Source organism: Thauera butanivorans NBRC 103042 (genome assembly GCF_001591165.1).
Classification (GTDB): domain Bacteria; phylum Pseudomonadota; class Gammaproteobacteria; order Burkholderiales; family Rhodocyclaceae; genus Thauera; species Thauera butanivorans.
Genome location: NZ_BCUG01000054.1, coordinates 1 through 22,183 on the forward strand (window position 1 = coordinate 1; position 22,183 = coordinate 22,183).

Here is a 22,183-nt window from a genome sequence, read left to right on the forward strand (position 1 = left end):
CAAAAACACCGACTGTGAACAGGGGCATGTCAAGTGATTGATCGTGAACGAGTTTTTGAGGTGGTCAACGACGAATGGGTAGCTGCGGCAGCCCTGACCAGCCGAGGCCCATACAGACAGCTTCTCTCGATCAAGAGAAAAACTCATTGATAGCCAGTCAATATCATTCATCAACAATAGAAAAACAGAGTTCATAGAATCTTTCAAACTATCCGGAAACCCTCTCCGTCATGCCGGTTTCACGGGCAAGACCCGGTCTTGGGCAGAGGCTGGTTCGACGGAAATAAACAAGAAAATATTGCTCATTGTTGCCGAATCCTGGGGAGTAATGAAAGATGCGCGAATTCAAAAAAGCTTGATTTCCCCTCTGCTTGATCAGCAGAAGAGTTTCGACTGGGTGATGCATGGAACAATGCGCACCGAAACAGCCACCGTCGGTGCAGAGTTGCGGGAGCTGTGCGGTCTTGAGACCCAGCACTACAACCTCAAATCCGTAGCTGAAGGATTTGAAAACTGCTTGCCTAAGAAACTCAAGAACCTTGGCTACGCGACGGCAGCCATTCATGGCTCGACTGGCATCATGTATGACCGGGTGCACTGGTATCCGCGCGCTGGGTTCGATGAAATTCGCTTCCATGAAACCGATCCTTGGGAAACGCGCTGTTATTCATTTCCGGGGACATGCGACCGGGAAATAATGGATAAATATATCTCCCATGTTTTCAGGAATGATGGCAAGCGCTTTGTCTACTGGCTGACGCTCAATACGCATGCGATTTACGATAAGCGCGACATTCACGATGATCTGTTCGACTGTACGCAATACCAACTGCCCGAAGATGGTGAAATCTGCCGCCTGACGAAATTGCACGCCCAGTTTTTTCATCAACTGGCTGATATCCTGAAACAGAAGAGCATGCACGGCGTCGAGGTTCTAATCGTCGGCGATCATCCGCCACGCATCTTGAACATGATGGAGAAGGAAGCCCATATTGAAAGTGGGCTGGTTTCCTGGGTGCATTTTCGGATCAAGGATAATTGATGGTTAATCACCGCCTGACATGCGGCCAACCTGGTGCCTTGGCGATGTCTGGGCGTTCTACATCCGCACCGACACCCATCGCAGCGGCCTGCTGCTGGGCAGTTTCATCGGCCTGCTGAACCCGCCCGCACCCGCGCGCCGCACTGCGGCCACCGCCTGGCGAGCGGCCGATGATGTGGTGGAAAGTACTGCGTAGCAGTCCGCAGAGGGGCAGTGTCAGGACTCATTCTTTTTGCATATAATCCCGTTTGTCATGAAACGGGGTGATGCGATGCCGCCATCGAGCCACGACCAGAACTTCAAGAACCTGATCCTCGACTACCCGCGTCAGGCGCTGGAACTCTTCGCCCCGGCCGAAGCGCAGGGCATCGACGACAGCGTGCGCATCACCCCGATTCGGCAGGAACAGCTCAAGGAGCGCCTGGGCGACCGCTTCCATGAACTGGACGTGCCGCTGCTGGTGGAATGGCCCGACGGCCGGCGTGAGGCGCTACTCTTCGTGCTGGAGGAAGAAAGCGATCCGGCGCGCTTTTCCATCCATCGGTTGGCGATCTACTGCGCCAGCCTGGCCGAAACGTGCAAGACCGACCGTGTGGTGCCGGTAGTGATATTTCTGCGTAGCGGCACACGCATCCGCAAGCGGCTGGAGCTGGGCAGCGAACACACCTCCTATCTGCGCTTCCACTACATCGCCTGCGTACTTGCCGACACTCCGGCCGACGATTGGCTGGACAGCGCCAACCTGGTCGCCCGGCTCAACCTGCCCAACATGCACTGGCCGCGGGACAAGAAGATCGAAGTCTACGCCCAGGCCATCCGGGGTTTGCTGACGCTCGAACCGGAAATCGAAAAACGCCTCAAATACATGGACTTCGTCGACATCTACAGTGCCCTTGACGATAATGAACGCCGGCTTTACGCCGAGCGCTACCCGCAGGAGAACCGGAACATGGCTGGATTGACAGAGCGATTGCTGACCCAGGGCCGGCAGCAGGGAATGGCACAGGGAATTCAGCAGGGCATGGAGCAAGGTATGCAGCGAGGCGAACTCGCCGTGCTCACCCGCCTGCTCTCCCGCCGCTTCGGCCCGCTCGACACGCGGACTACCGAACGCCTGCAGCGTGCCACCACGGCCGAACTCGAACGCTGGGCCGACAACATCCTGGATGCACGTACGCTGGACGAAGTGTTTGCCGCCCATTGAACTGGGTGTGCGCTTGCTCAGAAATTCCGGTCGATCCGCGCTTTCGGCGCTGGTAACAGAAATAGTGCCGCATGGCAGTCCGCAGAGGTGCATCGCCAGGTTCCAGTCTTTTTGCATATAATCCCGTTTGTCATGAAAACGGGGTGATGCGATGCCGCCATCGAGCCACGACCAGAACTTCAAGAACCTGATCCTCGACTACCCGCGCCAGGCGCTGGAGTTCTTCGCCCCGGCCGAAGCACAGGGCATCGATGACAGCGTGCGCATCACCCCGATTCGGCAGGAACAGCTCAAGGAGCGCCTGGGCGACCGCTTCCACGAACTGGACGTGCCGCTGCTGGTGGAATGGCCTGACGGCCGGCGCGAGGCGCTGCTGTTCGTACTGGAGGAAGAAAGCGATCCGGCGCGCTTTTCCATCCATCGGCTTGGCCATTACTGCCTCGATCTGGCCGAGTTGTGCAAGACCGACCGCGTGGTGCCGGTGGTGATTTTCCTGCGTGGTAGCGAGCGCATCCGCAAACGCCTGGAGCTGGGCAGCGAGCAGCATGCCTATCTGCGCTTCGCTTACCTTGCCTGCACGCTCGCCGACATCCCGGCCGAGCCTCACATGGACAGCGGCAACCTGGTTGCGCGGCTCAATCTGCCCAATATGCACTGGCCGCGGGACAAGAAGATCGAAGTTTACGCCCAGGCCATCCGGGGTCTGTTGACGCTTGAACCGGAAATCGAAAAACGCCTCAAATACATGGACTTCGTCGACATCTACAGTGCCCTTGACGATAATGAACGTCGGCTTTATACCGAGCGCTACCCGCAGGAGAACCGGAACATGGCTGGATTGACAGAGCGATTGCTGACCCAGGGCCGGCAGCAGGGAATGGCACAAGGCATGCAGCAAGGCGAACTTGCCATGCTCACCCGCCAGCTCTCCCGCCGCTTCGGCCCGCTCGACGCCCGGACCGTGGAGCGTCTGCAGAATGCGTCCAGCGCCGAACTCGAACGCTGGGCCGACAACATCCTGGATGCACGTACGCTGGACGAAGTGTTTGCCGCCCATTGAACTGGGTGTGCGCTTGCTCAGAAATTCCGGTCGATCCGCGCTTTCGGCGCTGGTAACAGAAATAGTGCCGCATGGCAGTCCGCAGAGGTGCATCGCCAGGTTCCAGTCTTTTTGCATATAATCCCGTTTGTCATGAAAACGGGGTGATGCGATGCCGCCATCGAGCCACGACCAGAACTTCAAGAACCTGATCCTCGACTACCCGCGCCAGGCGCTGGAGTTCTTCGCCCCGGCCGAAGCACAGGGCATCGATGACAGCGTGCGCATCACCCCGATTCGGCAGGAACAGCTCAAGGAGCGCCTGGGCGACCGCTTCCACGAACTGGACGTGCCGCTGCTGGTGGAATGGCCTGACGGCCGGCGCGAGGCGCTGCTGTTCGTACTGGAGGAAGAAAGCGATCCGGCGCGCTTTTCCATCCATCGGTTGGCGATCTACTGCGCCAGCCTGGCCGAAACGTGCAAAACCGATCGTGTGGTGCCGGTGGTGATATTTCTGCGTAGCGGCACGCGCATCCGCAAACGCCTGGAGCTGGGCGGCGAGCACACCTCCTATCTGCGCTTCCACTACATCGCCTGCGTACTTGCCGACACCCCGGCCGACGATTGGCTGGACAGCCCCAACCTGGTCGCCCGGCTCAACCTGCCCAACATGAACTGGCCGCGGGACAAGAAGATCGAAGTTTACGCCCAGGCCATCCGGGGTCTGTTGACGCTTGAACCGAGTATCGAAAAACGCCTCAAATACATGGACTTCGTCGACATCTACAGTGCCCTTGACGATAATGAACGCCGGCTTTATGCCGAATGCTACCCGCAGGAGAACCGGAACATGGCTGGATTGACAGAGCGATTGCTGACCCAAGGCCGGCAGCAGGGAATGGCACAGGGAATTCAGCAAGGCATGCAGCGAGGCGAACTCGCCGTGCTCACTCGCCTGCTCTCCCGCCGCTTCGGCCCGCTTGACGCCCGAACCGTGGAGCGTCTGCAGAATGCGTCCAGCGCCGAACTCGAACGCTGGGCCGACAACATCCTGGATGCACGCACGCTGGACGAAGTGTTTGCCGCCCATTGAACTTGGTGCGCGGGTGCTCGGGCAGGCGCGCTCCCGCCGGCCAGGCTGACGCTAGAATACCCCCTTGAGCCATCGGCGAGGCCGCTTGTTCCAATGATCCGGGTATCGGCCGCCGTCTGCCCGAGGCGCACGGAGGGAATGAGAATGAGCGATCACATGCCTGACGACCTGTCTGCCGCCGGCAGGGACTTGAGGGCCTACACCGACACGTTGCGTCCCCGGCACGGGGTGGTGCGCAACATCCATGGCGAGTGGGTGCTGCTGAGGCACGGGCTGGTGGTGGAGGCGGCGCTGGACGATGAGCGGTTTTCCAGCGCGGTGTCGAGCCATCTGCAGATCCCGAACGGTCTGGATGCGGCCGAGCACACGGCATATCGGCAGGCCCTCGACCGCTTCCTCACCCCAGAGGCGCTGGCTCCTTTCCATGAGGAATTCCGCCAGGTGGCGGCCGAGCTGGTGGCGTCGCTGCCGCGGGGCGTTGCCGTCGACGCGGTGTCCCAGGTGGGCGTGCGTTTTGCCGTGCGGGCGCAAAGCGCGTGGCTGGGCTGGCCGGCCGATCTCGAGGATCGCCTGGTGGCCTGGGTTGCCGAGAACCATGCCGCGACGCGTTCGGGCGACAAGTCGTGGACGCGGAAGGTGGCGGAGGCCTTCGACGACCTGATCCGCTGCGTGCTGGAGCCGCGCCGCGGTGCCGGGCGCGAGGACGGCGCTGATGTTGAAGTTGATGATGTCACCTCCCGGCTGATGCGTACCGAAGTGAACGGCCGGCCGCTGACCGATGCGGAGATCGTGTCGGTGCTGCGGAACTGGACGGGCGGCGACCTGGGTTCCATCGCGCAGTGTGTCGGCGTGCTGGTCCATTATCTGGCGACGCACCCGGTGCTGCAGGATCGCCTGCGCGCGGGTGTTCCCGAGGCCGAGCTCGATGCCGTCATCGACGAGATTTTGCGGATCGACGATCCTTTCGTGTCCAATCGCCGCGTGACGACCTGTCCTGTGACGATCGGCGGCGTGGAGTTGCCGCAAGGCGCGCGCGTGAAGCTGAACTGGACCTCCGCGAACCGGGACGAGGCGGTTTTCGGCGACCCGGATGCCTTGGACCCGGCGCGCAACACCGGCCGGAACCTGGTGTACGGCATCGGCAGGCACGTGTGCCCTGGGCGCTTGCTGGCAACGCTGGAGCTGCGCATCGCCTTGCAGGAACTGCTGACCGCAACTTCGTCGATCGTGCTCGATCCACGGCAAGCGGCCGAACGAGCGGTGTCTCCGGTCGGCGGCTGGAGCACGGTGCCGGTGGTGTTGGCATAGGTTGATTCTTTTGTGCTTGACCTGTACGGACAGGTGGCGTACATAAGAAGATCATTCATCCTCGGACGGCATGCAAGGAAGATCATGCAGCACACGCCAGAAAACACTGACAAGGCCCGTAATGCGCGGCTGGAAGCGCGCGTGTCCGGCGCACAGAAGGAATTGTTCCAGCGTGCGGCGGCACTGACCGGGCGAACCTTGAGCGAACTGGTGATCGAGAGTACGCAGGAAGCCGCCACGCGCATTGTGCAGGAGCATGAGTTGATCCGCCTGACGCGCGCCGAACAAGCGGCCTTTGTCGCGGCGATTCTGAACCCGGCACCGCCCGGCGCGCGTTTGCGCAGCGCCGTGGAACGCTACCGTCAGCAAACGGGAGTGTGATTGCCCCTCTCTCTCACGCTTCAGGCCATTGCGCCCCTTGAGAGAGCGCACGAGCGCTCGGCTTTCGATTGCGGCAACGAGGCATTGAACCGCTATCTCAAGCTGCAAGCCCGGCAGGATGCGCAGCGGCATGTCGCGGCTACTTTTGTCCTGTTCGATGACAAGCGCGTGGTGTGCGGCTTTTATTCGCTGTCGGCCTCCCTGATTCCCATCGCGGAACTGCCGCCCGCATTGGTCAGGAAGTTGCCCCGTTATGACCATCTGCCCGTGACTCTGCTGGGGCGCCTGGCCGTGGATAGGTCCGTCCGCGGTCAGGGCGCCGGGCAATTCCTGCTGGTCGATGCGTTGCGGCGCAGTCTGGAAGGTGCGCAACATGTGGGCGCAATGGCCGTGATCGTCGATGCCAAGGATCAGCAGGCGGAGAGCTTCTACAGGCATTTCGACTTTCTGCCCTTCCAGCAAACACCGTTGCGCTTGTTCCTGCCCATGGCGCAGGTCGCGCAATTGTTTTCCGTACCAAGGGCAAGCGCCTGATCCTGCTTCTTTTTTTGAACGTTGCACGCGCGCGGGCGTGAGCCGCCGGCGCTCTAGAACCCGCTGAAACGGTCGATCCGGCGGCGGTCGCGCTTGGTCGGGCGGCCGTGCAGGTCGGCGCCCGGCGTGGCGGCGAGCTTGCGCAGGTCGCGGGCCCGTTCGCGTTGTTCGATGCTGTCCGCCGTTTCTTCGTACAGCGTCTGCGCCACGCTTGCGGAGCCGCGTTTGTCGGCGATGGCCTGCACGACGACGGTGCGCGTCTCCTCGCCGATCGTGATGTCGATGCGATCGCCGGGCTTGACCTCGCGCGCGGGCTTGGCCGCGATGCCGTTGAGCTTGACCTTGCCGCCATCCACCGCTTCCGTCGCCGCGGTGCGATGCTTGAAGAAACGGGCGGCCCACAGCCATTTGTCGAGGCGGGTGCGGGCGGTGTCGACGGTGGGACGGTCAGGCATGGCGGTTGCGGAGATTTGAAAAAAGACACGGGGCCACCGGCATTATCGATGGCCCCGCGTATCGGGGCAAAGGCTCGAGGCTCTGCTGACTACGCGGCCCGGCTTGCTTATCCGATCATCCCCGCGCCGACGGTGTTGTTGGTGCTTTCGTCGATGATGATGAAGGCGCCGGTGGCGCGGTTGTCCGCATAGCGGTCGGCGACGATGGGCTGGGCGAGCTTGAGCGTGACGCGGGCGATGTCGTTCATCGCCAGGCCGGTGGCGGCTTCCCGCTCCAGCGTGTTCACGTCCAGGCGGTAGTCGATCCTGGCGAGCTTGGCCTTCACTTCGCGCGTGGTGTGGCGCACGAGGTAGGTGCGTGCCGGCGACAGCGGGGCTTCGGCCAGCCAGCAGATGGTGGCGTCGATCTGCTTGACCGGCTCGGGCGCTTCGGCGGACTTGACGATGAGGTCGCCGCGCGAGATGTCGATCTCGTCTTCCAGTAGCAGCGCCACCGACTGTTCGTGGATCGCGCGTTCCAGCGGCACGCCGCCGATCTCGATCCGCCTGACCTTGCTGGTGGCGCCCGAGGGCAGCACCGTGACGGCGTCGCCGACGGCGATTTCGCCCGATTCCACCCGGCCCATGAAGCCGCGGTAGTCGTGCAACTCGGGGTTGGCCGAATCCTGCGGGCGGCAGACGAACTGCACCGGGAAGCGGAAGTCCTCGGCCTGCTCGGTGTGGGCGGCGGGGGCGTTCTCGAGGATGTCGAGCAGGGTGGGGCCGTCGTACCAGCCCAGGCGCTCGCCGCGGTCGACGATCATGTCGCCGGCCAGTGCCGAGATCGGGATGAAGCGCACGTCCTCGATGCCGAGCTTGTCGGCGAAGGCGAGGTAGTCGGCCTTGATGCGCTCGAACACCGCCTGGTCGTAGTCGACCAGATCCATCTTGTTGACCGCGACCAGCAGGTGCGGGATGCCGACCAGGCTGGCGAGGTAGGAGTGGCGGCGGGTCTGGGTCAGCACGCCCTTGCGCGCATCGACCAGGATGATGGCCAGGTTGGCGGTGGAGGCCGCGGTGACCATGTTGCGGGTGTACTGCTCGTGGCCGGGGGCGTCGGCGATGATGTACTTGCGCCGGCCGGTGGAGAAGTAGCGGTAGGCGACGTCGATGGTGATGCCTTGCTCGCGCTCGGCCTGCAGGCCGTCGGTGAGCAGCGACAGGTCGACCGCGCTCATGCCGCGCTTGGCCGAGGTCTTCTCGATGGCGTTGAGGGTGTCGGCGAGGATGGTCTTGCTGTCGAACAGCAAGCGGCCGATCAGGGTGCTCTTGCCGTCGTCGACGCTGCCGCAGGTCAGGAAGCGCAGCAGGCCGTTGTCGATCTCGGGCAGTTGTTCGGGTGCGGACATGGTCATGATTCCTTCAAGCTTTCTTCAAGATTTGGTCGCAGTCGTGGTCGTGGTCGTGGTCGTGAGTCGAGTGCCTGCGAATCGCCGATGGCTGCGTAGGATGGGTAGAGCGCAGCGAAACCCATCGTTCGTTCTCAAGAACACCTCAAAAACTCAGAAATACCCTTCCTTCTTGCGCTGCTCCATCGAGGCTTCGGAAGTCTGGTCGTCCATCCGCGTTGCGCCGCGCTCGGTGATCGTCGTCGTCGCCGTCTCGGCCAGGATCTTCTCCACCGTGTCGGCATCGGATTCGACCGGTGCCGTGCAGGTGATGTCGCCGACGGTGCGGAAGCGCACCTGGACGTCTTCGACCTTGTCGCCCGGCTTGGCCGGCGTCAGCTCCGTCACCGGCTGCAGCAGGCCGTTCTTGCGCACCACCGGGCGGACGTGGGCGAAATAGATCGACGGCAGCTCCAGCTGCTCGCGCTGGATGTACTGCCACACGTCCAGTTCCGTCCAGTTGCTGATCGGGAAGGCACGGATGTTCTCGCCCTTGTGGCTGCGGGCGTTGTACAGGTTCCACAGCTCCGGGCGTTGGTTCTTCGGGTCCCACTGGCCGAACTCGTCGCGGAAGCTCATGATCCGCTCCTTGGCGCGCGCCTTCTCCTCGTCGCGGCGGGCGCCGCCGATGCAGGCGTCGAAACCGAATTCCTCGATCGCTTCCAGCAGCGTCACCGACTGGTGCTTGTTGCGCGACTCGTCGGCATGCTTCAGCACCACGGTGCCGCGCGCCATCGAATCCTCCACCGAGCGCACGATCAGGCGCTCGCCCAGCTCGGCGGCGCGCTTGTCGCGGAAATCGGTCACTTCCTTGTAGTTGTGGCCGGTGTCGATGTGCATCAGCGGGAAGGGGAAACGGCCCGGGCGGAAGGCCTTCTCGGCCAGGCGCAGCAGGCAGATCGAATCCTTGCCGCCGGAGAACAGCAGCACCGGGTTCGAGCACTGGCCGGCGACTTCGCGCAGGATATGGATGGCTTCGGCTTCGAGCCAGTCGAGATGGGAAAGCGTCTGTTTGGTCAGCGTCGACATGATGTGATTACCGTTGCGAATGCGTGTTCGGGGCCCGTGAGAGCGTGGGGAAGCAAGCTTCAGCCCTTCTTGGCGTGAAGCCCGCACTCCTTGGTTGCGGGGTCTTCCCACCACCAGCGTCCGGCGCGGACGTCTTCGCCCAGCGCGATGGCGCGCGTACAGGGGGCACAGCCGATGCTGGGGTAGAACTGGTCGTGCAGCGCGTTGTAGGGTACCTCGTTGATACGGATGTAGGCCCACACCTCGGTCTCGCTCCAGTCCGACAGCGGGTTGAGCTTTTCGAGGCCGTTGCCCTGGTCGAGCTCGCGCAAGGGCAGGCCGCTGCGGGTCACCGACTGGGCGGCGCGCAGGCCGGTGATCCAGGCTTTCTTGCCGGCCAGGGCGCGGCGCAGGGGTTCCATCTTGCGCACGCCGCAACAGGCCTTGCGCAGCTCGATCGAATCGTAGAAGGCATTGATGCCGTGGCTGCGGACGAAATTCTCCACCGACGCGGAGTCGGGGAAGAAGACTTTCAGCCTGGTGCCGTAGCGTTGCTCGACCTCGCCCATCAGCGCATAGGTCTCGGCCGGCAGGCGGCCGGTGTCGAGCGAGAAGATTTCGATCGGCAGCGCGTTCGACAGGATCAGGTCGGTCAGCACCATGTCCTCGGCGCCGAAGCTGTTGGCGAAAGTGAGTTCGCCGGCCGTGCCGAATTCCGCCGCCGCCTCGCGCAGCAGGGCGAGGGCGGCGGCGGCCTTGGCGCCGGCCGTGGCGCGCAGGGCGTCGGTCAGTTCGGGGCGCGTGGCCGGGTTGCCGGCGGGCGGGCGCAGCGGGGAGACACTGGCGTTCATCAGGCGGCGTCCTTCTGCAGCGGGGTGCGCGGCTGGCGGCGGAACAGCGGCTCCGGGCGGTCGACCGCGCCCTGGTAGGGGGTGGTGAAATCCTTCAGGCTGGCGAGTGCGGCTTCGAGCTGGGCAGTGGTGTATTTGCCTTCGCGCGGCTGCAGCACGCTGAAGCCGCAGCGCAGCATGAAGAAGAACTGGTCGCGCAGCACGTCGCCGATCGCGCGCAGCTCGCCGCCATAGCCCAGGCGGGTGCGCAGCAGCGTGGCGATCGAATAGCCGCGGCCGTCGGCGAACTTGGGAAAGTCCACCGCGACCAACTGCAGCAGCGGCAGGTCGGCTTCGAGCGCGAAGGGGTCTTCGCTGCCCGCCAGCCAGACGCCGAGCACGCCGGCTTCGGCCTTCGGCAGCAGCTCGTCGCGGCGCGCCTGCCACACGGCCAGCGGCACGATGGCGCGGCCGGCCGGCAGCGCGGCGTCGGCGGCGGCCTCGCCTTCGGCCAGGCGCAGCACCTGCCAGTCGTCGGACTGGATGAGGCCGTTCTTGATGATGTCAGACATTGGCGGTCTCCCGGGCTTCGAGGCGCGCGGCGCGCTCGGCATAGACGCGGGTCTTGAACGAGTCGATGCCGATGCGGCGCACGGTGTCGATGAAGCGTTCGTCTTCGTGGCGGTTGTCGATGAAGTTGTTGATCAGCGAAGTGATCACGTCCGGCATTTCGGCGGCGGCGAAGGACGGGCCGATCACCTTGCCCAGCGCCGCCTGGTTGCCCTGCGAGCCGCCGATCGTCACCTGGTAGAACTCCTGGCCGTTCTTGTCGACGCCGAGGATGCCGATGTGGCCGACGTGGTGGTGGCCGCAGGCGTTCATGCAGCCGGAGATGTTGAGTTCCAGTTCGCCGAGGTCGTACAGGTAGTCGAGGTCGGTGAAGCGGTCCTGGATCGCGTTGGCGATCGGGATCGACTTGGCGTTGGCCAGCGCACAGAAGTCGCCGCCGGGGCAGGAGATGATGTCCGTCAGCAGGCCGATGTTCGGCGTCGCCAGGCCCAGTTCGCGCGCCTGCTGCCAGACCTCGAACAGGTCGGCTTCGCGCACGCTGGCGAGCAGCACGTTCTGTTCGTGGGTGTTGCGCACTTCGCCGAAGGCATGGCGGTCGGCGAGGTCGGCGATGGCGTCGAACTGCTCGGCGGTGAGGTCGCCCGGCGCCACGCCATAGGGCTTGAGCGACAGCACCACGCTGGCATAGCCCTGCACCCGGTGGGCGCGCACGTTGCGCCGTGCCCAGGCGGCGAAAGCCTTGTTCTCCGCCAGATGGGCGCGGTAGCCGGCGTCCTGCGGCAGCGGCGCCAGCACCGGATCGTCGAAGCGGCCGGCGACGCGGTCGATCTCGGCCTGCGTCAAGGTGGACGGGCCGTCCTTGAGATGGACGAACTCGGCTTCGACCTGGCGGGCGAATTCTTCCACGCCGAGCGCCTTCACCAGGATCTTGATGCGCGCCTTGTAGGCGTTGTCGCGGCGGCCGTGCAGGTTATAGACGCGCAGGATGGCGCTGCAATAGTTGAGGATCTGCTGCCAGGGCACGAAGGCGGAGATTTCCGCGCCGATGATCGGCGTGCGGCCCAGGCCGCCGCCCACCAGCACGCGGAAGCCCAGCTCGCCAGCCTCGTTGTACACCAGGTCCAGGCCGATGTCGTGGGCCTGGACCAGCGCGCGGTCCTGCTTCGCGCCATTCACCGCGATCTTGAACTTGCGCGGCAGGAAGGCGAATTCCGGATGGAAGGTGCTCCACTGGCGCAGGATTTCGCACCACGGGCGCGGATCGGCGATCTCGTCGGCGGCAACGCCGGCGAAGGGGTCGGAGGTGACGTTGCGGATGCAGTTGCCCGAAGTCTGGATGGCATGCATCTGCACGCTGGAGAGCAGGCCGAGGATTTCGGGCACGTCTTCCAGCTTGGGCCAGTTGAACTGGATGTTGTGGCGCGTGGTGACGTGGGCATAGCCATGGTCGTAGCGGCGGGCGATGTGGCCCAGCATGCGCAATTGCTTCGAGTTCAGGTTGCCGTAGGGCACGGCGATGCGCAGCATCGGCGCATGGCGCTGGATATAGACGCCGTTCTGCAGGCGCAGCGGGCGGAATTCGTCTTCGCTCAGTTCGCCGGCGAGGAAGCGCCGGGTTTGATCGGCGAATTGGGCGACGCGCTCATCGACGATGCGCTGGTCGTATTCGTCGTACTTGTACATAGGATTCGTCTCTCTGGGGGTTCGTGTATTCGTTGCGTTGAGCCCGGGACAGGCCGGGCTGCGTGCCAGTGGCTGGCGGTCAGTGGCTGATCAGCTTGGCGCCGACCAGCACCAGCATGGTGGCCAGGATCGGGCGCAGGAAGTGGTCGGGCACCTTGGTCGAAATGTGGCTGCCGAGCCAGATGCCGGGCAGCGAACCGACCAGCAGGCTGCCCAGCAGCAGCCAGTCGACGCTGCCCAGCATCCAGTGGCCGATGCCGGCGACTGCGGTCAGCGGCACCGCGTGGGCGATGTCCGAGCCGACGATGCGCAGTGCGGGCATCGTCGGGTACAGGAACAAGAGGGCGGTGACGCCGAGCGCGCCGGCGCCCACCGACGAAATCGACACCAGCACGCCCAGGATCGCGCCGGTCAGGACGGTGAGGCGCGCGGTGCGCACCGGATCGGGCTTGCCGCCGAAGCGGGCGAGGGCGAAGGCCTGGATGCGCTTGCGGAAGATCAGCGCGACGGCGGTCAGCAGCAGCGCGACGCCGAGCGCCACCTGGATCAGGCTGGCCGCGCCTTCGATGCCGCCCGGCGCGTAGCGGCCGACCAGGAACAGCGTGAGCGCCGCGGCCGGAATGCTGCCGGTGGCCAGCAGGCGGGTGATCTTCCAGTCCACCGTGCCCTTGAGGCCGTGGGCGAGCGTGCCGCCCGCCTTGGTGATGGCGGCGTACAGCAGGTCGGTGCCGACCGCGACCGACGGATGGATGCCGAACATCAGCACCAGCAGCGGCGTCATCAGCGAGCCGCCGCCGACGCCGGTCAGACCGACGATGGCGCCCACGGCGAATCCGGCAATGGTGTACGCAAAATCCATGAAGGGCATCCTTTGAAGTGCGCGGATCGTAGAGGTTTGGCTTAGCCATAGAAAGCGGTTTGCGGTTAGACTTTTAGAATTGAAAGTTATATGAGGCGGAGGGGACAATGAATCTCCAGCAGCTTCGCTACATCCATGAAGTGGCGCGCCGTGGGCTCAACGTCACGGAAGCCGCCGATGCGCTGTTTACTTCCCAGCCGGGCGTCTCGAAGCAGATCCGGCAGTTCGAGGCCGAGCTGGGCATCGAGATTTTCGAACGCCATGGCAAGCGCCTGGTCGCCGTCACCGAGCCGGGGCGGGCAGTGCTGGCGATCGCCGAGCGGGTGCTGCGCGACCTCGACGATCTGCAGCAGGTGGGCAGCGAGTTCGCCAACGAGACGGTGGGCAGCCTGAGCATCGCCACTACCCACACCCAGGCGCGCTACGTGCTGCCGGCCGTGGTACGCGACTTCATGCGCCGCTACCCGCAGGTGAAGCTGTCGCTGCACCAGGGCAACCCGCGCCAGGTGTGCGAAATGGTGCTGGATGGTGCCGCCGACATCGGCATCGCCACCGAGGCCATCGCCGATTACGACGACCTCGCGATGCTGCCCTGCTACCAGTGGAACCGCTGCGTGGTCGCCACGCCGCGCCACCCCATCCTGCATGAATCGCCGCTGACGCTGGAGGCGATCGCCCGCCATCCGATCATCACCTACGACGACGCCTTCACCGGCCGCAGCCTGATCAACAAGGCCTTTCTCGGGCGCGGACTGAGGCCCAACGTCGTGCTGTCGGCGATCGATTCCGACGTGATCAAGAAATACGTGGAAATGGACCTGGGCATCGGCATCCTGGCGCGGATGGCCTACGACGCCGAAGAGGACAGGCGGCTGGGCATGGTGGATGCGTCGCACCTGTTCGAGTCCAGCACGACCCGCATCGGCCTGCGCAAGCGGGCCTGGCTGCGGGCCTACGTCTTCGCCTTCATCGAGGGCTTCGCGCCGCACCTGTCGCGGCGCATCGTCGAAAGCGCGCTGATCGGCGGCGGCAGCGACCCGGGGCTCTGAGCGGAGAGGGCGTCAGACGCGCTCGAACCAGCGCTTCAGGCGGGCGCCGCGCAGTCCGGCGCCGAGGCCGGCGATCAGGCGCACGCGCGCCTTCAGCGGATCGAGCGTGCGGCACTGCAGCCAGTTGCCCGGCCGATCGGCGCGATGTGCGGTCGCACCGGCGCCGCAGCGGCTGGCCAGCACGACCGGCACCGCAGGCGGCAAGTCTTCGGCGAGTACCGTTTCCCAGCTTGCGGGCAGGCTGGCGTTGCCCGGCAGCGCCAGCACCAGGCCGGCACGCCCGGCGACCTGGCTGGCGCGGGCCAGCGCGCGCACCACGGCTGCGGCCAGTGCCGGCGAACTGCCTGCGCTCGCCGTCAGCAGTTCGACCGGCGGCAGCGCCTGCACGCCGTCGGGCAGGTCGATGCGGTGATGGCGGGGGGATGGAAGGGCCTGCAACTGGGTGTCGCTGGCGTCGATGCTCAGTGCGCCGGGCGAACTGAAGGCATCGACCGCAGACGGGTGGCGCTTGGCGAGATGGACCGCGGGCAGGATGCGGTCGCCCAGCACGGCAAGCACGCCGGCGCGGCCCGCCGCCGGGCGGCAGGCGAGCTGTACCGCTTGATAGAGGTTGAGCGGACCGTCGGCGGACAGCGCGGTGGCCGGGCGCATCGCCGCGGTCATCACCACCGGCTTGGCGGTGGCGAGCGCGACATGGAGGAAATAAGCGGTTTCCTCCAGCGTGTCGGTGCCGTGGGTGACGACGACACCGTCGATGTCACCGTCATCGGCCAGCGCCTGCACGCGCCGCAGCAGCGGCAGCCAGTGGGCCGGGCCCATGTCCTTGCTGTCGATGTTGAACAATTGCTCGGCGTGCAATTCGGCCAGCGCGGACAGCTGCGGCACGGCGCCGAGCAGCTCTGCTGCACCCAACTGCCCGGCGGTGTAGCCGGTGGTGTCGGTCGGCGAGGCGGCGGTGCCGGCGATGGTGCCGCCGGTGGCGACGAGGGCGATGCGGGGTCTGCGCATGTTCGGGCTGCGGGCCTGGGCGGTTCCTGAATGGATGAGGGCCGGAGGCACGGAGCTTGCCAGCCTGCCCGCGATTCTACGGGATGGTGTGTTTGCCGGTGTGGCTTCGAGCGCGTGGTGAATATGCCATCGATGTCGTTTGCGTCGACAATGACGAATTCCACGGAACCCTTTCGGTATACCCCCATATACTCGCTCCACTCTCCCGAAACCGGACGACCCCTTGCCCATGAAACGCCCTGCCCGACTGCTGGCCCGTATGCTCGCCACCGGTGCCGTCTCGCTGCTCCTGTCCGTGCCCGCGCTGGCCGACCCGGCGGCGGCCAGCCGCTATTACGAGGACGGGCTGAAGCGTTTCGAGGCGCAGGATGTCGCCGGTGCCATCATCCAGCTCAAGAACGCCCTGCAGCAGGACCGCAACATGCTGGCCGCCCACCTGCTGCTGGCGCGCGCCTACCTCAGCGACGGGGACGTCGGCCCGGCGGAAGTCGAATTCCGCGAAGCGCTCCGGCTCGGCGTGAGCCGCGCCGAAGTGGCGGTGCCGATGGCGCGCATCTATCTGCTGCAGGGGAAGCCGGCGGTGCTGCTGCAATCGATTCCGGCGGAAGGCCTGCCGGCCGGCGTCCGCCTCGATGTGCTGACGCTGCGCGGCGTGGCCCATGCCGCGCTGGGACAGCGTGCCGAGGCCGAGCGCAGCTTTGCCGAAGCACGTGCGCTCGATCCGGCTTCGCCCGTCCCCCTTGCGGCGGAAGTGCCGATGCTGATCGGAAGGGGAGACCTGGCTCGTGCACGGCAGCTTGCGGAGCAGGCGGTGGAGCGCGGCCCGGAATACGCGATGGCCTTCAATGCGCGTGCTTCGGTGGCGCATGCCACCGGCGAGCTGGCGACGGCGCTGATGGACTACGAGCGCGCGATCGCGCTCGATCCCGCTCTGATCGATGCCGCCGTCGCACGGGCCGGCATCCTGGTCGACCTGGGGCGTGATGACGAAGCGCGGGCCGCGCTGGCCGCCATCGGGGCAGGGCCGATCGAGCCGCGGGTGTCCTACCTGCTTGCCCTGCTCGCCGACAGGCAGGGCAAGCGTGCGGAGGCGGCACGCCACCTGGCAGAGGCGGGCGGCCTGGTCGATGCCCTGCCCGCGGAATGGGTTGCCGGCCACGAGCAACTGCTGATGGTCGGTGCGCTGGCGCACCACGCCGGACGGCAGCTCGAGAAGGCCAAGAAGTATCTCGAAACGACGGTTTCCCGCTACCCGAACAATCTCGGCGCGCGCAAATTGCTGGCCTCGGTCTATCTGGACATGAGCGACTACGCACGCGCGACCGGCATGCTCGAGCATGTGCTCCGGCTGCAGCCGGAAGACCCGCAGGCGCTGCAGTTGCTGGGGCGCGTCAACCTCGCCCAGCGGCGCTATGGCAAGGCGAGTGAATTGCTCGAAAAGGCCGCGCAGGGCGGGGATGTCGGGGCGCAGGCCGCACTCGGATTCAGCCGCCTGGGCGGTGGCGACACGGCGGCTGCGATCGAAAGCCTGCAAGCCGTGTTCGACAAGACGCCTGGCGATTTCGTCGTCGCCAACGCCCTGGCGAACACCTTGATGCGACAAGGCGAAGGCAAGGCCGCGCTGGCCGTCGCCCTGCGTGCCGCCGAAGCCGCGCCCGGCAATCCCGCGGTGCTGAATCTGCTGGGGGCCATCCAGGTTGCCAGCGGCAATCCGGCCGAAGGGCGCAAGGCCTATGCGGCGGCGCTGGCGAGCGACGCGAACTTCATGCCTGCGCGCCTGAACACGGCGCGTCTCGACGTTGCGGAAGGGCGTCTCGACGAGGCACGCCGCACCTATGCCGCGATGCTGAAGCAGAACCGCAACGACACCGTGGCCATGTATGAGTCGGGCATGCTCGAACAGGGTGTCGGCAATCTCGGCGAGGCGATTCGCTGGTTCGAGAAGGCGGTCGCCGAACGCCCCAGGGACCCGCGCTTCGGCATCGCGCTGGTCAAGGCGAGGGCGGCAGCCGGCGACAAGGCGGGTGCTCTCGAGGCGGCGAAGGCCCTGGCGCCACAGTGGAGTTCCGACCTGCTGGTGCTGGCCACGCTGGCCGAGGCGCAGATCGACATCGGCGACAACAAGGCTGCCCAGCAGACCTTGCGTGAAATGACCGTGCTTGCCGAATACGACGTATCGCGGTTGGTGAGCATCGGCTATCTCCAGCTCCGGGCGGCCAATCCGTCGGGTGCGAGCTATGCCGCGCAGAAGGCGCTGCAGGGCAGGCCTGGGGACGAGGCCGCGATGGTGCTGGAAACTGAGGCGGCCCTCGCCGATCCGGGCGTGGCGGCGGCGACGATCGATGGCCTGGTGGCGACGCTGCGCAAGGAGCATCCGGCCAGTGCGAGCGGCCTGCGCCTGGCGGGAGACCTCGCGGTGCGCCGCAAACGCCTCGCCGAGGCGGCGCAACTGTACCGCGATGCCTTCGAACTTCAGCCTTCGTTCGATCTGCTCCAACGCCGCGCCAGCGTTGCCGTGCTGAAAGGCGAGCCGAAGTCTGCCATGCCGGTGCTGAAGCGCTGGCTGGAGGAGAAGCGGGGCGAGGAAGCGAGCGTGCGGGAAATGCTGGCCGAGCTCTGGATGCGCGATGGCAACTGGAAGGCCGCGCGGGAGGAATACGAGAACCTGGTGGCCGAGGGCCGGGCAGGGGCGAACGTCCTCAACAACCTCGCAAACGTGCTGCTGGTGCTGGGCGAGGGCGACCCCGTGCGTCTTGCGGAGCAGGCCTTGGCCCTGGAGCCGGGGAATGTCGGCATCGTCGATACCCTGGGCTGGTCGCTGGCGCAGGCCGGCCGCTTCGACGAGGCCATGCGCCACTTGCGCGATGCCCGCCTGCGCGCGCCGGAAGACCCCGAGATCCGCTGGCACCTCGGCTATGTGCTGGCGAAGCTGGGGCGGGCGCAGGAAGCCCGGATCGAGCTGCAGTTCGCATTGAAGGCGTCTCCAGCAGCTTCCTGGGCCGGGGAGGCCAGCAAGCTGCTGGAGCAGCTCGGATAGTGTCGGAAAAATTGACGCACATGCTGCGAGCTGCACAGCCGAATTCTGTAACTAATTGATAAATCTGGTGCGAAAAAGATTGGCCTGTTTTTTGCTAAAAAGTCAAAAAAGCAGGTTAATTTAAGGAATAACCATGAAAACGATAATTTCGAAGTCCGCTCTTGCCGTCGCTCTGTGTGCCGCTTCGCTCTCCGCGATGGCTGCGACCAACTGGAACCTGACCAACTCCGCCGCCAATGAGCCCCAGGTGACGGGCTGGAAGGCTACGGGCAATACCTCGGATATCTACAAGACCTCGGTCGGATACTGGGCGGGCAATGGCATCGGCGTTGGCGGGGAGTCCTCGTCCGACAATCAGCATGCGCTCGACAACAAGGCGGGGTACGAGGTCGCGCTGCTGAGTTTCGACGACGCGGTTCGGCTGGAGAGTGTCAGGGCGGGCTTCGCCACCACCGATTCCGACATTTTCGTCATGGCGTTTACCGGCTTCGGTTCGCTGACGGCAACCCAGTCTCTCGATGGCGGTACGTTTGCCAACCTCACCAGCCGCGGCTGGACGCTGATCGGCAACTACGCGAACATCGGCACCACCACCAAGGATCTGGGCACGGCTGCGGGGGACATCTATTCGAGCTTCTGGCTGATCGGAGCGGGCGGGTATGCGGCCGGCTCGGGCGTGAATTCGGGAGACATCAGAAATGGTTCCGCAGTCGATTTCGATAAATGCTCTGGAACGGGTAAAAACCAGGTGTGCGGGAAATACGACTACCTGAAGCTGGCCAGCGTCGGCGGCACGATCAAGCCCAACAATGGCGGTGGCAACGTGCCCGAGCCCGGTTCGCTGGCACTGGCCGGCATTGCCCTGCTCGGCATGGTCGGCATGCGCCGCCGCAAGAACGCAGCCTGAAGCCCGGGCGGATCTTTTGCCAGGTGCGGCGCCGAAAGGCGCCGTTTTTTTCGCCTGTGCTCAGTCGGGCGTGGCGTCCGTGGCGGCCTCTTCATGCTGCAGCAGCCACATCTGCGCGTAGGCGCCGCCGCTTGCCAGCAGCGCGCCGTGCCGTCCGCGCTCGACGATGCGGCCGCCGTCGAGCACGATGATTTCGTCCGCATCCATGATCGTCGATAGCCGGTGGGCGATGACGAGCGCGGTGCGGCCTTCGGCGGCGCGTTCGATCTGGGCCTGGATGGCTTTCTCGGTCCTGGAGTCCAGCGCCGAGGTGGCTTCGTCGAAGATCAGGATCGCAGGGTTCTTCAGCAATGCGCGAGCGATCGCGACGCGCTGTTTTTCGCCGCCCGACAGCTTCAGGCCGCGCTCGCCGACGCGGGTTTCACAGCCGTCCGGTAGCTGGCGGATGAAGTCTTCCAGTTGCGCGGCGCGCGCGGCGGCTTCGACTTCTTCCCGGCTGGCGCCCGGACGGCCGTACTGGATGTTGTAGAACAGGGTGTCGTTGAACAGCACCGTGTCCTGCGGCACGATGCCGATCGCCGCGCGCAGGCTGTCCTGCGACAACTGGCGGATGTCGTGGCCATTGACCCGGATCGCGCCCTGCTGCACGTCGTAGAAGCGGTACAGCAGGCGCGCCAGGGTCGATTTGCCCGAGCCGGAATGGCCGACGACCGCCACCGTGCTGCCGGCGGGAATGTCGAAGCTGAGGTCGAACAGGATCGGGCGCTTGGCGTCGTAGGCGAAGCCGACGCCGTCGAAGCGCACGCTCGCCGGCCCGGGGGGCAGGGTGAGCGCACCCGGTGCGTCGGCGATTTCGCGGTGCTGGTTCATCAGCCCGAACATGCGTTCGATGTCGGTCAACGCCTGGCGGATTTCGCGGTAGATCACACCCAGGAAGTTGAGCGGAATGTAGAGCTGGATCAGGAAGGCGTTCACCAGCACGATGTCGCCGATCGTCATCTCGCCGCTCGCCACCCGGATCGAGGCCTGCCACATCATCGCCGTGACGGCGACCGCGATGATCGCTGCCTGGCCGATGTTGAGGCCGGACAGCGAATACTGGTTGGTGATCTGGGCCTGCATCCACTTGCCGAGCTGTTCGTCGTAGCGGCGCGCCTCGAACTCCTCGTTGTTGAAGTACTTGACCGTCTCGAAGTTGATCAGGCTGTCGATCGCGCGCGCGTTGGCGGCCGAGTCGAGTTCGTTGGTGCGCCGGCGCAGCAGCGTGCGCCAGTTGGTGACCTTGACGGTGAAGGTGATGTAGGCCGCCAGCGCCGCCAGCGTGATCAGTGCGAACACCGGGTCGTACTGCACCAGCAGGATGCCGATGACGAGGCCGATCTCGATCAGCGTCGGCAGGATCGAGTACAGCGTGTAGCTGATCAGCGAGCCGATCGAGCGGGTGCCGCGCTCGATGTCGCGCGTCAGGCCGCCGGTCTGGCGCTCCAGGTGGAAGCGCAGCGACAGTGCATGCAGATGGCGGAACACGCGCAGCGAAATCTCGCGCACCGCCTGCTGGGTGACGCGGGCGAAGACGATCTCGCGCAGTTCGGTAAACAGCGAGGTGGAGAAGCGGAACACGCCATAGGCGAGCAGCAGCGAGGCGGGCACGACGATGAAAGCCTGTTCGCGCGTGATGCCCAGGTCGTCGATCAGGTGTTTGAAAATGATCGGCACCGTCACGTTGGCGCCCTTGGCCGCCAGCAGACAGCCGAGCGCGAAGATCACCCTGCCCTTGTAGGCCCAGATGAAGGGAAACAGGCTTTTCAGCGTCTGCCAGTCGTGGCGCTCGGTGGGTTCGGGGCCGGGCAGGGCGGTGGCGGAGGAGCGTCTCATGGTCTCGTCGGGATGGGCGGCAAGCGGCGGGCGGCAAGCGCGCGATTCTGTTGCCCGGGCCGCGGCGAGTCAAACCGAAGGCCGATCGATGGATCGTGCTTGACACGAAATAAATTGAACGTATGATTCAAACAAACGTTTGAATTGAGAGCACCGATGTCCACCGAGCCACACCTGCCGCAGTCCGAAACGCGCGATCGCATCCTCGATGCCGCCGAACGGCTGTTCATGGAGCACGGCTTCGAAGGCACGTCGATGCGCCTGATCACCGGTGCTGCGAATGCCAACCTGGCTGCGGTGAATTACCACTTCGGCAGCAAGGACGCGCTGATCCAGGCCGTGTTCCGCCGCCGCATGACGGCATTGAACGAGGCCCGGCTGGCAGCGCTCGATCGCCTGGAGGCGGAAGCCGGCGGCGAGGCGGTCAAGCCCAGCCGCATCGTCGAGGCCTTCTTCGGCACTGCACTGGAACTGGCCGCGGACGCCGAGCATGGCGGCAACACTTTCATGCGCCTGCTCAGCCGCACCTACAACGAACCCAACGCCTTCGTGCGCCAGTTCCTCGCCGAGGAATACGCCGAGGTGATGGACCGCTTCCTGGGGGCGCTCTTCCGCGCGCTGCCGGGGGTGCCGCGCGACGAGATCATGTGGCGCTTCCACTACATGATGGGGGCGATGTCGTTCGCGATCGCGGGTATCGAAAGCGTCTATGCGACGGCAGGCCTGCCTTGCAAGGAAGAGGAGCCGTCGCGGATGCGGCCGCGACTGATGAGCTTCCTGCTCGGCGGCTTGCGCGCCCCGCTGCCGGACTTCGGCGCGGCGGCGACGGATTGATTGGAGAACGGCCGGGGCGGCGCCCGGCATGAGGAGAACG

22 protein-coding genes are annotated in these 22,183 nt (G+C 65.1%); 12 read left to right on the forward strand and 10 right to left on the reverse strand.

Features of this window, described 5'->3' with window-relative positions:
• Positions 1-195, reverse strand: a 195-nt coding sequence (locus tag TBU01S_RS24575) for a hypothetical protein (protein ID WP_217999659.1), incomplete at its 3' end; no start/stop codon positions are given.
• A gap of 103 nt (positions 196-298) precedes the next feature.
• On the opposite strand from TBU01S_RS24575, the gene TBU01S_RS18320 reads away from it, so the two are divergent.
• The 8 genes from TBU01S_RS18320 (at position 299) to TBU01S_RS18350 (ending at position 6,601) form a co-directional block, all read left to right on the forward strand.
• Positions 299-1,042 carry a sulfatase-like hydrolase/transferase gene (locus TBU01S_RS18320; RefSeq protein WP_157659201.1) on the forward strand — a complete coding sequence of 248 codons (744 nt, stop codon included), beginning with the start codon at positions 299-301 and terminating at the stop codon, positions 1,040-1,042.
• Between the two features lie 19 nt (positions 1,043-1,061).
• On the forward strand, positions 1,062-1,238 hold the full coding sequence (locus TBU01S_RS24405) for a hypothetical protein (protein WP_174524551.1): 177 nt from the start codon (positions 1,062-1,064) through the stop codon (positions 1,236-1,238).
• Between the two features lie 57 nt (positions 1,239-1,295).
• Positions 1,296-2,246: a DUF4351 domain-containing protein gene (locus TBU01S_RS18325; protein ID WP_245650977.1), complete on the forward strand. Its 951-nt coding sequence runs from the start codon at positions 1,296-1,298 to the stop codon at positions 2,244-2,246.
• A 151-nt stretch (positions 2,247-2,397) separates the two neighbouring features.
• Positions 2,398-3,306, forward strand: coding sequence for a DUF4351 domain-containing protein (locus TBU01S_RS18330; RefSeq protein ID WP_068638784.1), 909 nt, complete (start codon positions 2,398-2,400; stop codon positions 3,304-3,306).
• A gap of 151 nt (positions 3,307-3,457) precedes the next feature.
• Complete coding sequence (locus tag TBU01S_RS18335) at positions 3,458-4,378, forward strand: DUF4351 domain-containing protein (protein ID WP_068638786.1); 921 nt, start codon at positions 3,458-3,460, stop codon at positions 4,376-4,378.
• Between the two features lie 144 nt (positions 4,379-4,522).
• A complete protein-coding gene (locus TBU01S_RS18340) occupies positions 4,523-5,686 on the forward strand; it encodes a cytochrome P450 (RefSeq protein WP_068638788.1) in 1,164 nt (387 codons plus the stop codon).
• 84 nt (positions 5,687-5,770) lie between these two features.
• Positions 5,771-6,067 carry a type II toxin-antitoxin system TacA family antitoxin gene (locus TBU01S_RS18345; RefSeq protein ID WP_068638790.1) on the forward strand — a complete coding sequence of 99 codons (297 nt, stop codon included), beginning with the start codon at positions 5,771-5,773 and terminating at the stop codon, positions 6,065-6,067.
• Positions 6,068-6,601, forward strand: a complete 534-nt coding sequence (locus TBU01S_RS18350; protein ID WP_068638792.1) for a GNAT family N-acetyltransferase — start codon at positions 6,068-6,070, stop codon at positions 6,599-6,601.
• 53 nt (positions 6,602-6,654) lie between these two features.
• Here the strand turns inward: TBU01S_RS18350 and TBU01S_RS18355 are convergent, their stop codons facing one another.
• From TBU01S_RS18355 to TBU01S_RS18385, 7 genes are all read right to left on the reverse strand, one after another.
• Positions 6,655-7,056 carry an RNA-binding S4 domain-containing protein gene (locus TBU01S_RS18355; protein WP_068638794.1) on the reverse strand — a complete coding sequence of 134 codons (402 nt, stop codon included), beginning with the start codon at positions 7,054-7,056 and terminating at the stop codon, positions 6,655-6,657.
• Positions 7,057-7,163: 107 nt separating this feature from the next.
• Positions 7,164-8,444, reverse strand: coding sequence for a sulfate adenylyltransferase subunit CysN (gene cysN, locus TBU01S_RS18360; RefSeq protein ID WP_068638847.1), 1,281 nt, complete (start codon positions 8,442-8,444; stop codon positions 7,164-7,166).
• A gap of 153 nt (positions 8,445-8,597) precedes the next feature.
• Positions 8,598-9,512 (reverse strand): sulfate adenylyltransferase subunit CysD, encoded by a 915-nt coding sequence (gene cysD / locus TBU01S_RS18365; RefSeq protein WP_068638796.1) that lies wholly within the window; start codon positions 9,510-9,512, stop codon positions 8,598-8,600.
• A gap of 59 nt (positions 9,513-9,571) precedes the next feature.
• Entirely contained in the window at positions 9,572-10,342 is a 771-nt protein-coding gene (locus TBU01S_RS18370) for a phosphoadenylyl-sulfate reductase (RefSeq protein WP_068638798.1), read from the reverse strand.
• Positions 10,342-10,893, reverse strand: a complete 552-nt coding sequence (locus tag TBU01S_RS18375) for a DUF934 domain-containing protein (RefSeq protein ID WP_068638800.1) — start codon at positions 10,891-10,893, stop codon at positions 10,342-10,344. The genes TBU01S_RS18370 and TBU01S_RS18375 overlap by 1 nt, the downstream gene beginning before the upstream one ends.
• Entirely contained in the window at positions 10,886-12,574 is a 1,689-nt protein-coding gene (locus TBU01S_RS18380; protein ID WP_068638802.1) for a nitrite/sulfite reductase, read from the reverse strand. The genes TBU01S_RS18375 and TBU01S_RS18380 overlap by 8 nt, the downstream gene beginning before the upstream one ends.
• A 79-nt stretch (positions 12,575-12,653) precedes the next feature.
• Complete coding sequence (locus TBU01S_RS18385; protein WP_068638804.1) at positions 12,654-13,433, reverse strand: sulfite exporter TauE/SafE family protein; 780 nt, start codon at positions 13,431-13,433, stop codon at positions 12,654-12,656.
• A gap of 107 nt (positions 13,434-13,540) precedes the next feature.
• On the opposite strand from TBU01S_RS18385, the gene TBU01S_RS18390 reads away from it, so the two are divergent.
• Positions 13,541-14,482, forward strand: coding sequence for a CysB family HTH-type transcriptional regulator (locus tag TBU01S_RS18390; protein WP_068638806.1), 942 nt, complete (start codon positions 13,541-13,543; stop codon positions 14,480-14,482).
• A 12-nt stretch (positions 14,483-14,494) separates the two neighbouring features.
• On the opposite strand, the gene TBU01S_RS18395 is transcribed toward TBU01S_RS18390, so the two are convergent.
• A complete protein-coding gene (locus TBU01S_RS18395; RefSeq protein ID WP_068638808.1) occupies positions 14,495-15,490 on the reverse strand; it encodes an asparaginase in 996 nt (331 codons plus the stop codon).
• A 229-nt stretch (positions 15,491-15,719) separates the two neighbouring features.
• Between TBU01S_RS18395 and prsT the strand changes: the two genes are divergently transcribed.
• Positions 15,720-18,527, forward strand: coding sequence for an XrtA/PEP-CTERM system TPR-repeat protein PrsT (gene prsT / locus TBU01S_RS18400; RefSeq protein ID WP_068638810.1), 2,808 nt, complete (start codon positions 15,720-15,722; stop codon positions 18,525-18,527).
• 133 nt (positions 18,528-18,660) lie between these two features.
• The gene (locus tag TBU01S_RS18405) at positions 18,661-19,434 is read left to right on the forward strand and encodes a PEP-CTERM sorting domain-containing protein (RefSeq protein ID WP_068638812.1); all 774 of its coding nucleotides are present in this window, start codon (positions 18,661-18,663) and stop codon (positions 19,432-19,434) included.
• Positions 19,435-19,494: 60 nt separating this feature from the next.
• Here TBU01S_RS18405 and TBU01S_RS18410 read toward each other — a convergent pair whose 3' ends face one another.
• Positions 19,495-21,309, reverse strand: a complete 1,815-nt coding sequence (locus TBU01S_RS18410; protein WP_068638814.1) for an ABCB family ABC transporter ATP-binding protein/permease — start codon at positions 21,307-21,309, stop codon at positions 19,495-19,497.
• 156 nt (positions 21,310-21,465) lie between these two features.
• Between TBU01S_RS18410 and TBU01S_RS18415 the strand changes: the two genes are divergently transcribed.
• A complete protein-coding gene (locus TBU01S_RS18415; RefSeq protein WP_068638816.1) occupies positions 21,466-22,143 on the forward strand; it encodes a TetR/AcrR family transcriptional regulator in 678 nt (225 codons plus the stop codon).
• Positions 22,144-22,183 lie beyond the last annotated feature (40 nt).